At 33.1% G+C, this 14029-nt stretch carries 16 protein-coding genes and 1 pseudogene; 16 read left to right on the forward strand and 1 reads right to left on the reverse strand.

Annotated elements, in window-relative coordinates; translation table 11 throughout:
* Nucleotides 1-47: 47 nt before the first annotated feature.
* The 14 genes and pseudogenes from EG359_RS10300 to EG359_RS10360 all read left to right on the forward strand — a co-directional run bounded on the left by EG359_RS10300 (nucleotide 48) and on the right by EG359_RS10360 (nucleotide 10270).
* Nucleotides 48-1304 (forward strand): hypothetical protein, encoded by a 1257-nt coding sequence (locus tag EG359_RS10300; protein WP_123867345.1) that lies wholly within the window; start codon nucleotides 48-50, stop codon nucleotides 1302-1304.
* Nucleotides 1305-1406: 102 nt separating this feature from the next.
* Nucleotides 1407-2189: a tyrosine-type recombinase/integrase gene (locus EG359_RS10305; RefSeq protein ID WP_076357751.1), complete on the forward strand. Its 783-nt coding sequence runs from the start codon at nucleotides 1407-1409 to the stop codon at nucleotides 2187-2189.
* Between the two features lie 5 nt (nucleotides 2190-2194).
* A complete protein-coding gene (locus tag EG359_RS10310) occupies nucleotides 2195-3070 on the forward strand; it encodes a tyrosine-type recombinase/integrase (RefSeq protein WP_076357749.1) in 876 nt (291 codons plus the stop codon).
* A 663-nt stretch (nucleotides 3071-3733) separates the two neighbouring features.
* Nucleotides 3734-3881 (forward strand): annotated as a pseudogene (locus EG359_RS22955) (RHS repeat-associated core domain-containing protein); the annotation flags it as partial.
* A 734-nt stretch (nucleotides 3882-4615) separates the two neighbouring features.
* Nucleotides 4616-4915 (forward strand): hypothetical protein, encoded by a 300-nt coding sequence (locus EG359_RS10320; RefSeq protein ID WP_076354396.1) that lies wholly within the window; start codon nucleotides 4616-4618, stop codon nucleotides 4913-4915.
* A gap of 289 nt (nucleotides 4916-5204) precedes the next feature.
* Entirely contained in the window at nucleotides 5205-6320 is a 1116-nt protein-coding gene (locus tag EG359_RS22885; RefSeq protein WP_228435055.1) for an RHS repeat domain-containing protein, read from the forward strand.
* Nucleotides 6321-6331: 11 nt separating this feature from the next.
* Nucleotides 6332-6790, forward strand: coding sequence for a hypothetical protein (locus EG359_RS10330; RefSeq protein ID WP_076354398.1), 459 nt, complete (start codon nucleotides 6332-6334; stop codon nucleotides 6788-6790).
* A gap of 524 nt (nucleotides 6791-7314) precedes the next feature.
* The gene (locus EG359_RS22750; RefSeq protein ID WP_228435057.1) at nucleotides 7315-7467 is read left to right on the forward strand and encodes an RHS repeat-associated core domain-containing protein; all 153 of its coding nucleotides are present in this window, start codon (nucleotides 7315-7317) and stop codon (nucleotides 7465-7467) included.
* Between the two features lie 16 nt (nucleotides 7468-7483).
* Nucleotides 7484-7747: an RHS repeat-associated core domain-containing protein gene (locus EG359_RS22755; RefSeq protein ID WP_228450483.1), complete on the forward strand. Its 264-nt coding sequence runs from the start codon at nucleotides 7484-7486 to the stop codon at nucleotides 7745-7747.
* Between the two features lie 6 nt (nucleotides 7748-7753).
* Nucleotides 7754-8215, forward strand: a complete 462-nt coding sequence (locus EG359_RS10340; RefSeq protein ID WP_123867349.1) for a hypothetical protein — start codon at nucleotides 7754-7756, stop codon at nucleotides 8213-8215.
* Nucleotides 8190-8663 carry a hypothetical protein gene (locus tag EG359_RS10345; protein ID WP_076354404.1) on the forward strand — a complete coding sequence of 158 codons (474 nt, stop codon included), beginning with the start codon at nucleotides 8190-8192 and terminating at the stop codon, nucleotides 8661-8663. Before EG359_RS10340 ends, EG359_RS10345 begins: the two co-directional genes overlap by 26 nt.
* A gap of 202 nt (nucleotides 8664-8865) precedes the next feature.
* Complete coding sequence (locus tag EG359_RS10350; RefSeq protein WP_076354406.1) at nucleotides 8866-9300, forward strand: hypothetical protein; 435 nt, start codon at nucleotides 8866-8868, stop codon at nucleotides 9298-9300.
* 2 nt (nucleotides 9301-9302) lie between these two features.
* Complete coding sequence (locus EG359_RS10355) at nucleotides 9303-9707, forward strand: hypothetical protein (protein WP_076354408.1); 405 nt, start codon at nucleotides 9303-9305, stop codon at nucleotides 9705-9707.
* A gap of 188 nt (nucleotides 9708-9895) precedes the next feature.
* Complete coding sequence (locus tag EG359_RS10360; RefSeq protein ID WP_076354410.1) at nucleotides 9896-10270, forward strand: hypothetical protein; 375 nt, start codon at nucleotides 9896-9898, stop codon at nucleotides 10268-10270.
* A 53-nt stretch (nucleotides 10271-10323) separates the two neighbouring features.
* Here the strand turns inward: EG359_RS10360 and katG are convergent, their stop codons facing one another.
* Nucleotides 10324-12603, reverse strand: a complete 2280-nt coding sequence (gene katG / locus EG359_RS10365; RefSeq protein ID WP_076354412.1) for a catalase/peroxidase HPI — start codon at nucleotides 12601-12603, stop codon at nucleotides 10324-10326.
* Between the two features lie 422 nt (nucleotides 12604-13025).
* On the opposite strand from katG, the gene EG359_RS10370 reads away from it, so the two are divergent.
* Together EG359_RS10370 and EG359_RS10375 are read left to right on the forward strand one after the other, a co-directional pair.
* The gene (locus tag EG359_RS10370) at nucleotides 13026-13493 is read left to right on the forward strand and encodes a heme-binding domain-containing protein (protein ID WP_076354414.1); all 468 of its coding nucleotides are present in this window, start codon (nucleotides 13026-13028) and stop codon (nucleotides 13491-13493) included.
* A gap of 4 nt (nucleotides 13494-13497) precedes the next feature.
* Nucleotides 13498-13908, forward strand: coding sequence for a thiol-disulfide oxidoreductase DCC family protein (locus EG359_RS10375; RefSeq protein ID WP_076354416.1), 411 nt, complete (start codon nucleotides 13498-13500; stop codon nucleotides 13906-13908).
* Nucleotides 13909-14029 lie beyond the last annotated feature (121 nt).

Here is a 14029-nt window from a genome sequence, read left to right on the forward strand (position 1 = left end):
TTAATTTATTTAAATCTTCTATAAAATGTTTCGACATTTGTTCCGTTATGACTACAAAAAGTGTTGTCTTTACGGACGAAAACAAAAGTATGCCCCCGAAAACATCCCCGAATTTGTCCGCAATAGACATTTTACAACAAAAGAATCTCCTGCAGGAATTAAATAAGTTGATCGAGAAAGCCGGAATTATTGGCGAAGAACAATCAAGACTTCTACTATTCTTAATCACAATCAGCTACTTAAATAAAAGCCCATTACACGGAATTGTACAAGGAAGCAGCGGAAGTGGTAAAACCCATATTATCAGCAGAATTGCAGACATGATGCCACAGGAAGATGTGTTGAGATTTACAAGAATTACAGAATCTAGCTTATATAATTGGGGCGAGTTTGATCTGTTCCAAAAGATCATTATCATTGAAGATTTGGACGGTTTAAAGGAAGATGCTTTGTATGCGTTGAGGGAATTTATATCGAACCAGGTACTCAGAAGTTCAGTAACAATCAAGGATAAAAAAGGAAATAATAAATCGAGTCATAAAATCGTGAAAGGACAGTTCAGCAGTTTATCTGCAACGACAAAAGGAGAATTATACGAGGACAATATGAACCGCAGTTTTATTGTAGCAGTGAATGAAAGCGAGGAACAGACAGAGAAAATTATCAGTTATCAGAACCGCAGAAATGCCGGAGAAATTGATAAAAACGGAGAGAAATTGGCAACTAACTTTGTCCAGAAAATTGTTAGAAATCTAAAGCATTATGAAGTTATAAATCCTTATGCAACACAGATGCAACTACCAAGTAATGTAAAGAATAAGAGACGATTAAATGAAATGTTCCAATCTATTATTAAACAAATTACACTTTTACATCAGTATCAGCGAGAAATAAAAAACGATTTTTTAATTACAGAAATTGAAGATATCGAGAACGCTGTGGAGATATTATTCGAGAGTATTATTTTAAAGATTGACGAGTTAGACGGAAGCTTAAGACAGTTTTTTGAAAAGTTGAAAAAAGCTTTTAAAGAAGATCAGTTCAGCAGGTTTGATGCGATGGAAATTACAGGATTTAAAAAGACACAATTACAGTTTTATCTGAACGAATTGGTGAGATTAGAATATCTGAAACAAATAGGTTTTGCGAATAAGGGATTTAAATATAAAATCTCTTATAACGATAATATACAGAGAGTTAGAAAAGAATTAAAAGACTCTTTTACAAAGCAATTAGAACAACTAAAATTGAACGCTACTGAACACAAGCGAACGCTAAACGGAAACCAAACGAACACTAGATGAGAAAATGCGACAGAGTAAATAACTCATAATTAACAACTTATAACTCATAATTATTTAGCGTTCGGAAAAACACAAAATAGTACACAAGCAAATTGGTCATAGATGGAAAACTTCAAGAGATATTTAGAGCTTCGGAACTATCAGAAAAGGAATATTACCAAGATATTAGCAATGGTTCAGGAATATAGAAATTACATAGAAAGAGGAAATCTTCCAATAAAATATATTATCTATTTAAAACAGAGAAAATGTAGAAATAATCCTGAAAAAAACATCAGTATAAATACCATAAACAACCATCTTTTTGCCCTAAAAATCTATAAAACGTATCAGGAAGAAATCCTGCATCAGGATACATATCTTATCATCTGCAGACTTTTAAAAAGAAATCATTTACCTATAGAAATCCTCAGTCCGGAGGAAGTGCAACACCTGTTTGAAAACACAATAAATATTAGAGATAAAGCGGTTCTATGCTGTCTATATTACCTAGGATTAAGAGCCGGAGAAGCAGTAGGATTATTACTCGAAGATGTAGATATGAAAGACGGAAAAGTTTTCATAAGAAAATCGAAAACAGGATATCAGAGAGAGGTTCCGATACACAGCAAAGCATTAGATATTTTTGAAGAATATCTAAAGAAAAGAACTCATAAAGGAGATTGTTTTTTACAGGGATTACAAGGAAATTTAACGACTGCAGGAATAGAATTTATCATAGAAAAAGTAGCCGAAAAAAGTAAAATTAAAAAGAGAATTTATCCTCATTTACTACGCCACAGTATTGCGACTCATTTATTAAAAAACGGAATGGAACTTATAAAAGTCAGCAGATTTTTAGGGCATAGAAGTTTAGAAAGCACACAGAGATATACACATATATAGGCTAGATGAAAGAGTTTATCAGTTATCTGAGAGATCAATATCACTACACAGAAAAGACATTGATAGAAAAGGAAAAACAGGTTTTATTATGGAAAAAGTTATGTTCAAGAAAACAGAATTTTGACAGAATTACTACTCAGGAATTATTAAAAATAATAGAATTACAACAGAAAAAATATCAATTAAATACAATCAATGCTCAGATCAGAAGTATAGAGCAATACTTTGAATATTTACAATTTACAGGGAAAAGAAAAGATCATCCGTTAAATAATTTTAGAATAAAAACACCAAAGAAAGCTTTAATTACAGGTTTTTTAAGTGAAGAAGAATTGCAGAATATCGAGAAAGAATTTAGAAAAAGGAAATACAAAAAAGGACAGTTCAGTTTATTTGGAAAAAGGAACCGGATTATTTTAGGATTAATCATTTATCAAGGTTTAAACACAGGAAGTTTACGAGAACTGAAAGTAAAAGATATTGATCTGGAAAAAGGAATTATCAAAGTTCCGGAAGCCACAGAAAACCGATTAAAAGAAAGAATTTTACCGCTGGAAGCATCACAAATTTTAGAGCTTTACAGGTATATTAATGAAACGAGATCGGAATTATTAAAACTCTCAAAAACAGTAAAAGAAACGGAAAAGCTATTTATTTTAAGTGAAAAAACAAGATTTAGCAGCATAACATCAGAGATTAGAAAACAAATTAATATTCAGAGTTTACAGCTCATCAGAAACAGCAGAATTAATCTCTGGCTCAAACAATACAATTTGAGAGAAGTTCAATACAAAGCAGGATTTAGATATTTAAGAAGTCTGGAATATTTTAATCAAACCGAACTCGAAAACCTGAAACAGGAAATTGAAAAATACATTTGAGAAATTAGAACAACTCTTCAACTCTAAAAACCTAAAACGCTCTCACCCAAATACGCCACAGCAAATTACATAATCAAAATTATACGCGCACCAGCCGCTAAACGTTGCCCTCCATTACACAAGTTCCATTACGTGCAAAATCCATCAGCGCCTATAATTTGGGATTATGTAAAATGCTTTCCTTTGTTCCATACAAAGTATTCCACAGCCTACGCTCTGCAGTCTTTTCATGGAATTTTATCCTACAATACAACTGAATCCAACCGCCAAACCCAAAATATTAAAATGTGGATAACCACCCAATGCTTTGTCTGCGCTCTTGCCCTGAGCGGAGCCGAAGGGTTACCCACATTTTAACATTTTACAACAACACCGACAGCCAATTTTTGTTTTCAAAATAATGTAGATTTATGGAAAAATCCTAGCTAAATCCCACACCAATTTTTTCCACAAGTCCACATTTATAACAACGCCGAAACTTTTTTTTTCAATTGAAATAAAAAAGTCTGTGTAGAACAGATAATTAAAAAGAATAGAACTTTATTTTTTATTTTCAAATGAATAAATCTGTATTTTTGAAAAGTGACAGAAAAGCGTTCAAAAAGTAAGGGTTTGCGCGAGGAAAAATGAAGTTGGCAAATCTCCAAAAATACAGTAGACTACGGAGTGTATGATTACGGAGCTAGAATGTATATGTCTGATCTAGGTAGATGGGGTGTTGTTGATCCTTTAGCTGAAACGAGCAGACGATTTTCTCCATACACTTATGTTTATAACAATCCTATTATTTTTATTGATCCAACAGGAATGATTGGAGAATTAGCAATTTGTCCTACCTGTCCAAACACACCGGAATTTAAACCATTTATTGATGATCCAAACAACACTTATGCTTATAATTCTGAAACAAAAACTGCTGAAAAAGAAATACAAATTGAAGAAGTTAAATTACAAGGGTCTTCTTCTTGGAATGTAGGTACTAGAGCTTTGGGCGGTTTGCAAATGGTAGGTGGTACTCTTGAAGCTTTTGTTGGTGGTGTTGGTGGAATTCTTACAGCAGAAACAGGCGTTGGAGCAGCGTTAGGATGGTTGGTACTAATGAATGGAATTGATAATGCAACAACAGGGGCACAGCAATTATGGACAGGAGAAGATGAAGAAACCTTATTGCATCAAGGAGTTGAGGAAGGTTCTTTAGCTTTAGGGGCAGATGAAGAGACCGCTGAAAATGTAGCAACAGGTGCAGATGTAGCAACTTTAGCTTTAGGTGGTGGAAGTAGTTTGAAAAACACAAAACTTTTACGCGGTTCTGGGGGGAAAGTTAATGGAATTAGTAAAGGTTCTCGATCAGGCTATGGAGCCCAGAGAAGGTTTGATATCCATCCCCTCAAACACCCAAGTAGAAGAACTTCAAGATTAACCTTGCCTAAATGGATAAAAGATAAAAAAGTCCCAGTACCACATTATCACAGAGGAAAAGGCAGCAATTTAAAATACCATAGACCTTGGGAAAAAGGGCCTGATGGAAAAAGAAGATGGTAGAATATGAACGAAAAAGATTTTTATAGTATATATATCCCAGCCTTAGAAAGGGCTTTTGAAAATGATAATATTAATTATGGATTTTATGTTAAATCTCCAGAAGATTATTTAAATGATGATCTTTCACGACAGATAACAAATTATTTAGAGACGAATGAGGATTCTTTTACTGAGAGGGTTTCGTATTATTTTGATGCAAAATCACATAATTTTCCTTCAATTCAAAATATAAGCATTGAAGATTATAAGGTGAATTTAATAAAGGATATGTTGGAAGTTAAGAAAAAGTTTTTAATTGTTTAATAATATCCCGTTAGCTCGATCGGGGTATGTCCTAAACTTAGTGATATAACTATTTTAATTTACAACTAACTCATTATCAGCATTTATTTTTTAAAAAAAATATTTTATAAAAACAGGAGTAGCATTCCTCGCTTCCGCAAGATTTTATTGTGTAGCAGATAAGAAAAAGCCTCGCAATTTGCGAGACTTTTTCCTACCATAATTTAATCTATTTTTATTAAAAAATATTTTAATTTTTGATAATAACTATTTTGTAACTCAGTGTTTTAAATATAAGGGACTGTGCTTTTTGGGATACTATGATTATAAAAAAGATCATTATATTTACCAGTACAAGGATCATCTTGGAAATGTAAGGGTAAGCTTTGGTAAAAACAGCGCAGGTGCTCTGGAAATAACGGATGCCAATGATTACTATCCTTTTGGGATGAACCATTTGAAGACTGGGAATGCGTTCTTTGGAGTGGGCAGCTATAAGAATTACAAGTACAACGGAAAGGAACTGCAAGAGACTGGAATGTATGATTATGGAGCGAGGATGTATATGCCTGATTTGGGAAGATGGGGTGTCGTAGATCCGCTGGCGGAGAAATATTTTAATATATCGCCATTTAATTATACCGCAAATAATCCTATTCTTTTCATAGATCCTAAAGGTATGAATCCTGTTTATAATTGGAGTACAGGGAAATATATGGATGGAACACAAGAAGTTTCTTTTGGGCAAGCAATGAATTCATATGGCTTAAATTCTGATGGAAGTGACTGTCCTAAATGTAAAAAAACAAAAGAAGATGGGAGAAAAATGATTTCCTCAGCAAGAGCTACAGGACTAAATTTTGCAGCTGATAATATGGAGTATTTTTTAAATGGAAAAGATAGATGGTCAAATGACAAAAAGATTTCTTCTAAATTTTTAAAAAGTAATTCAAGTGTTAGACATGCTACAGCTTTGAATGTTGCAAAATTATTTAATAAAAAATTTGGTCAGCAGCTTGATAATATGAAATTAGGAGAAACTATTACTTTAAAAGGAACTTGGAAAGATTCATATTACGCTTCTGCTAATGAATTAGATTTGTTGTATGGAAGTGGCGGATACACTATTACTACGAATGTTTCTGTACAAGTAACAAGAGGTAAGCTCTCCGGTCTTAATGGATATACTTTTTCTGGCGATATAGATGTAAGTTATTTTGACACTTATAACTGGGATGCTGGTAAAGGAGATTATGTTCCAGGATTCGGCTATACTGATGATAGTAATTTTGATGATTTAGTAGAAAACGGACAGGCTGCAAATTTTAATATGACATCTAGTTGGAATATTAACGTTTCTGATTGGGGATACCTAAGTGGTGGTGTAAAAGCAGGGATTATAAATACTATTATGCAATCTCGTTAAATTAAGTTAGTATGAAAAGAATATTTTTTTTGATTTTATTTTCTTTAACTCTAATATCTTGTAGTGAAAAGAAACAAAATGTTTATAAAGTGACATTAGTAAATTTTAATATTGGGATAGTATTAAAAAAAAACCATTTATATCTGAAAGAGTATAAAAGATATCTAACAATCTTTTCTAAGAAAAATGAGGAATTAGAATCTATAAAACTTATGGAGGATAATGGTACAGGGGCTAATAGTTATCTCTATCAAGATAAAAATAATTATATAATTATTGATTGTGATGGCTCTTGGTACAGTATTGACAAAAAAAAAGGAAATATAAGTCTAATTGGAAATTTTTGGTTAAAAGAACCTCCTAAAAATTATTTAGGAACATTTATGTTAACAAGTGATAGTAATAAAATTAATTTTGTAAAACAAGAAGAGGTTAAATTAAGTGATATTTATAAATATGGAGGCGGATAATAACTTTATACAAGAAATGAAGAAAAAATATAATATAACAGTAACTGTTAGACAATAAATATTAAAATGAAATCATTATTAAAATATTACTTTCTCAGCACATTGCTACTACTCATTCTTATTATTATCTGGTATTTTTCTTGTTTTTTATTAGGATATGCAAGTAATAATCAAAAGCATCAGCTTAAAATTTGGATACTTTATTTTGTAATTATTTTATTACATTTTATTGTATCCTCAATTATACTAAAAAAGAATTTTAGAGGTTTAAGCGGTTTTCATTTAATTACAAATGTTTTACTATATATAATTTCTATAATGTACCTCTATAATAATACTTAAAAAGTGACAATATATAAAAATATAAACCCTCGCAAAGACGAGGGTTTATATTTAAATGATAACCCGAAAAGACATATATTTATCAATACAGGAATCATTTAGGAAACGCGAGGGTAAGTTTTGGTAGAAATAATGTAGGTGCCCTTGAAATTACAGATGCCAATGACTATTATCCATTTGGGATGAACCATTTGAAGACAGGTAATGCGTTCTTTGGAGTGGGTAGCTATAAGAACTATAAGTACAACGGTAAGGAGCTTCAGGAGACAGGTATGTACGATTATGGAGCGAGGATGTATATGGCAGATTTGGGTAGATGGGGGGGGGGTGATTGATCCATTGGCAGAGAAGATGACACGTCATAGTCCTTTTAATTATGCGTTTAATAATCCAATAAGGTTTATTGACCCTGATGGAAGACAAGCAACGGATATATACAAAATGGATAAAAGTGGCAATCTTACATGGATGGCTGAATCTAAAACGGATGTGATTTATACTGAAAAGAATTTTGATAGTAGTGGAAATCTAAAGACTGAAAATGATGGTGGATTTGAAGTTGGTGAAAAAGGCTTTATCAAAGAGAATACTCATCAATATTCAACAACTGGATAGACATATTTGGACTTTAAAGGAGATGAAGCAAAAGGTATGGATTATCTTAATCAAGTAGGCGATTGGATGAAGTCGGGAGAAGTAAATGTGGAATTTGGGATACAGACAGCTGAAGTAAATGGTAAAGATAATACTGTTGTATATACATCTAATCAGCAAACTTCTGCAAGTCCCGTTTATGAGGGAAGTAATGTTAAATTACAAGGACATTTGCATCCTGGGACATGGAGTCCTGACCAAATTTCAGGTCCTTTAAACCCTAGTGGATTTCGGATGTCACAGTTTCCGTTTAAGGCGAATGGTTATACTTCTAAGGTTTTAAGTAAAAAGAATAGTGGAGATAGAGTTTCTGCAGAAACTATGCCTAATGCAGTTAACTTTATTTATGCGCCAGCACACAATACAACCATTATATATAATAGCACACAAATAATTAAAGCTTATGAAGGAAAATTTAAAAAAGATTAAATTAGTTATCTTATTATATATTCTTTTATTAAATTTTGGATGTTCTGCTCAGACCCACCAAAAGAAGGAATTTTATAATTATGTAGAAAAAATAATTGCTGAAAAAGAGTTCGCTTTTTTTGAAATAAGCTTAATTAAAAAATGTAACAATCAATACCTGTTCGGTCTTGCAAAAATGAATTACAATGATAATCTCTCTAACAGAATTAAGACTTATCATTATAAAGGTTCTTTAATAATCTATGATTTGGGTGAAGAAAAAGATAAGCAAATTATTAACTTTTTCGATTCTTTTTTTGAAAAGACAAATCAAGATATCTCTAATCTAAAGAAAGGTAGGCAATCAACAATTGATGAAAGAATACTCTACTTCGTAGATAAAAAATTCATTCCAGATTTTAATAAAGCTCATATTTTTATGGAGAGCGATTGTAGTAAAAGCGAATAAGGGATTTTTCTCGCTTCCTTGCTACCTCCCCGCTGCGCAAAGTCTGTGACTTTGAGCGGATAAATAAAGAAAACCATCGCAATTGCGATGGTTTTTGTGTTATATAATGTTCTGTTTTGTATATGAAAATAGAATTATTTGCATTTAGAAAAATATTATATTTACCAGTACAGAGATCATTTAGGAAACGCGAAGGTAAATTTTGCTAAATCCTGCATACGCAAGTTATACAGGTAATAATAAAGGTTCAGGTGAATTTAATTTAAATTCTGGAACTATTGATAGTGCAAATAATCTTTCAGGAGAAGAACAATCTAATTTAATTTTCTTGATTGCAGCTTCTATACTACATGAAGATGTACATAGAGGAGATGATGTTGACGGAGTTGATAATCCTGAGGAAGAGGGTGAGAAATTTGAAGAAGAAGCCTTTGGAGAAAGTATTCAAAGATATAACTCAGGTGATAACAGAGAGAAATTTAATAAACGGTATCAAAAGATATTATCTGATAAATTTTTTAAAAAAAGTATGAAAATGATAAAAGAGACGAGAGAATACGAGGAAAAGAAAGAGAAAGAGAAAGAGAAAGATAATACAAATATTAAAAGAACGTTGAACATTAATATTTTAAAATAAATATGAAATTATCTATTTTATTACTCTTACTATTTGCAAGTTGCTCTAATAAAGTTGATTCAACACAAGAAGATATATCAAATCTTTTTGAAATTTCTTTAAATGCTTGTAATGATGTTAAACAATATTACCATTTTGAGATTAAAAACAGGAGAAACATTAATATTGTTTTTAAAAGAATAAACAATCCATTAACACGAAAAATAAAGTGCTTTGGTATTTTAGTGAATGAAAATGATCGTTTAAATGAAAACGGTAATTTAATCGAGATTCTAGATTACAAAACAAGTTCCAATAAATTTTATATATTATATAAAATTGTTAATCAAGGAGCTGTTGTCGAAATAAATATGGAAAGGAAAAAGGAAAAATGGGAATTATTAAATTGTAATATTATAGAAATTTGAAAGTAAATCCCCCCGCTGTCGCACAAATCCTTTCGTGTGGAAGATAAATAAAAATCCATCGCAATTGCGATGGATTTTTATTTAAAAGATATCTATACAAATAATTCATTATATATTTCGACACTCCTATTTCAATTCTCAATATTTTCATAAGTTTACCTCATAAAATAATACACAAACCAGTTTTGATGGAAGATGATTTTAATATAGAAGTTGATAAATCCAGTAAAAAAACGATTATCCTATTTATCGTTTTTTTTGGATGTATTTTATTGTCTACAATAGCTTATTTAATTATTAATTCAAATGAATTAGTGAAAGAGAAAATATTATCAATCGAAAGAAATACTAAGGTAATTGATATTTATAATAATAAAAAAGAGCATAATTTCCTCTATGTTAAATATTCCAATGGAACTCAAAAAATTTTAGAATTTTCATATCAAATAGGTGATTCTGTTTCAAAAAAGAAAGGCGATTCTATTGAATATATTTTTAGAAAAGACAGTATAATAAAGTATAATCTTTTCGAAGAATCCCGAAAATATGGAGTATTAAAATAAAAAACAAGAGGCTGCATAACGCAGCCTCTTTATATTGCTTTAAATCATTACCATTAAGCCAGATCAAATCTATCCAGATTCATCACCTTTGTCCAAGCTGCAACAAAATCATTGATAAATTTACCTTGGGCATCAGCACTTCCATAAACTTCTGCAATCGCTCTCAGTTCTGAGTTTGATCCGAAAACAAGATCAGCTCTTGTAGCAGTCCATTTTGGTTGGCCCGTTGAACGGTCTGTTCCCATGTATACTTCATTGTCACCCGACATAGCTTTCCATTGCGTTCCCATATCCAGAAGATTTACAAAGAAATCATTGGTAAGAACTCCCGGACGGTTGGTAAATACTCCATTCTTAGAGCCATCGAAATTGGTGTCCAAAGCACGCATTCCGCCAATCAATACTGTTAATTCGGGAGAAGTAAGCGTTAATAACTGAGCTTTATCAATTAATAAAGACTCTGTAGAAACTGTGAATTTTCTTTTCAGATAATTTCGGAATCCGTCAGCTGCAGGTTCCAGATATCCCATAGATTCTATATCAGTCTGTTCTTGAGAAGCATCCATTCTTCCCGGTGAAAAAGGCACTTTAACCTCATATCCTGCATTTTTTGCAGCAGCTTCTACCGCAGCATTACCTGCTAAAACAATGATGTCAGCCAGTGATATTCTCTTGCCTCCACTTTGAGAATCATTGAATTCTTTTTGAATCCCTTCCAATGTACCCAATACTTTTTGTAATTGTGCAGGGTTATTTACTTCCCAATTTCTTTGAGGCTCCAGTCTTATTCTGGCACCATTGGCACCGCCACGTTTATCGCTTCCTCTAAATGTAGATGCAGACGCCCATGCTGTTGAAACCAATTCAGAAATGCTTAATCCGGAAGCTAAAATTTTAGAAGTAAGAGATTGAACATCCGTATCATTAACCAGTTCATGATTTACTTTCGGAATAGGATCCTGCCAGATCAGTTCTTCCTGAGGCACATCCGGTCCCAAATAACGGGCGCGAGGTCCCATATCTCTGTGAGTAAGCTTGAACCATGCTCTTGCAAACGCATCTGCAAACGCATCAGGATTTTCATAAAAATGTCTTGAAATTTTTTCGTAAACAGGATCAAGTCTTAAAGAAAGATCCGTTGTAAGCATGGTAGGTTTATGCTTTTTAGAAGAATCAAATGCATCAGGAATGATTTCGGCCCCATCTTTTGCTACCCATTGGTGAGCACCTGCAGGACTTTTCGTTAGTTCCCATTCATTTTCAAACAGGTTTTTAAAGAAATAATTACTCCATTGGGTTGGTGTTTCAGTCCATGTTACTTCCAATCCACTTGAAATGGCATCTCTTCCGCTTCCGGATTTATAGCTGCTTGCCCATCCTAATCCCTGTAATTCAATACCTGCGCCCTCAGGTTCTTTACCAACATGATCTGCCGGACCGGCACCGTGGGTTTTTCCAAAAGTATGTCCACCGGCAATCAAGGCTACAGTTTCTTCATCATCCATGGCCATACGTCCGAAAGTGTCCCGGATATCTTTAGCGGCAGCAATCGGATCAGGATTTCCGTCCGGCCCTTCAGGGTTTACATAAATTAATCCCATTTGTACAGCGGCCAAAGGATTTTCAAGATTTCTGGAGTGAATATCTCCATCTGCTTTTTCATCGGTAGGAAGAACAGCACCTTTCTCTACTACTCCTTCAGAGCCATGTGCATAACGAATATCTCCTCCCAGCCATGTTTTTTCTGATCCCCAATATACATCTGCATCCGGTTCCCATACATCCTCACGTCCGCCGGCAAATCCAAAGGTTTTGAACCCCATAGATTCAAGGGCTATATTTCCTGTAAGAATTAAAAGGTCTGCCCATGATATATTTTTTCCGTATTTCTGCTTAATAGGCCACAATAGCCTTCTTGCCTTATCTAGGCTTACATTATCCGGCCAGCTATTCAAAGGGGCAAAACGTTGCTGTCCCGCTCCTGCTCCACCTCTACCGTCACCTACACGATAAGTTCCGGCACTGTGCCAGGCCATACGGATAAACAAAGGTCCATAATGACCAAAATCTGCCGGCCACCAATCTTGTGAATCCGTCATTAATGCATGAAGATCTTTTTTTACAGCTTCAAGATCAAGGTTCTTAAACGCTTCAGCATAGTCAAAGTCTTTATCCATAGGGTTGGATAGTGATGAATGCTGACGCAGAAGATCTACCCTCAGCTGGTCAGGCCACCAATCTTGATTTTGAGTACCTCCACCTGCTACATTATTCTTCTTCATGGTTCCGTTGTGAAACGGGCATTTACTGATGTCATTCAAATCGTTTTCCATTGTCGTTTATTTATTTTTTTTATATTGATTAATACAGTTTAAGTAACTTTCTCTGTTGTAAGAACATGACAAACTTACAACGTCTTTTCAATAAATACAATCTATTAATAATTATTTCAACGATAGTTAAAAACTATAAAGAAATATTTCCGACAGCATCTGAACCAAAGACACAATTGTGGTATTAAGTTAGTAAAATTTTAAATTCACCTTAGTAAAAAAAAGCAATACTCTACCCTATTTAGAATAACTCAATATAATCATCAACAGAAAAAGGAAGATATATATTGTCAGAATGTTGTTGATTTCTTGATAAATAAAAACCATCCCATAAAACTGTATAACAAGCATTTAATCTTTTAATTTCAATTCAGACTAAAAATTATTTAGCTATCTTTATCATTCACCAACATGAATTCGATATGAAAAAAATAGTTGTCATTCTTCTCGTAGCCTTCGTTATCATTCAGTTTTTTCCTATTGATAAAACCAATCCGCGCCCTACACCCGGCATGGACTTTTTGAAAATAAAAAATACTCCTGAAAAAACAGCTAAAGTCATTAGAACTTCATGCTATGACTGCCATTCCAATGAAACGGTTTATCCATGGTATTCCAGTATCTCACCGGTTTCATGGTTTGTAAAAAATCATATTGATGAAGGCCGAAAGCATCTTAATTTTTCTACCTTTGCAGTATACGAACCTCAAAGACAGCTTCGTAAACTGAAAGAAAGCATGGAGATGGTTGAGAAAAAAGAAATGCCACTTGAATCTTATTACATAGGACATCAAAATGCCAAGTTAACCGATGAGCAACGGGCAGATCTCATTAAATACTTCAAGCAGGTAAAGGAAGACACAGAAAGAAGAATCATGTTTAATAAATAACATCGTGGAAAACTGGGAAAACAAACATATTGTATTTTTTGATGGCGACTGTGGAGTATGTAACTTCTGGGTCCAATGGATTTTGGAAAGAGACAAAAAAGACAAATTCATGTTTGCCTCACTGCAGTCTGACTTCGGACAGGAATTTTTATCCGAAAGAGGCCTGAAAACCACAGAGTTCAACACCATGTATCTTTGGAAACCCAAACAATACTATCTGATCAAATCAAGAGCAGTACTTCAAATTGCGAGCTTATTAGGCGGAATTTACAAAGTATCAGCCATTGGTAAACTAATGCCCTCATTCCTGAGTGATAAGATGTATGATGTTATATCCAGAAACAGAATGAAACTGGCCAATCAAAAATGCTATCTGCCGGATCAGCATCAAAAGAAAAAATTCATTCAGGTATAATATGATCTCCCACAGATTTCACAGATTTACACAACTATTTATACTATAAAAAATCTGCGTTATCAGCAAAATCTGCGAGAGATTCTACATTATTTTAATTTTTCAAGCTCAGAACTCATTA

Source organism: Chryseobacterium joostei (assembly GCF_003815775.1).
Lineage (GTDB): Bacteria > Bacteroidota > Bacteroidia > Flavobacteriales > Weeksellaceae > Chryseobacterium > Chryseobacterium joostei.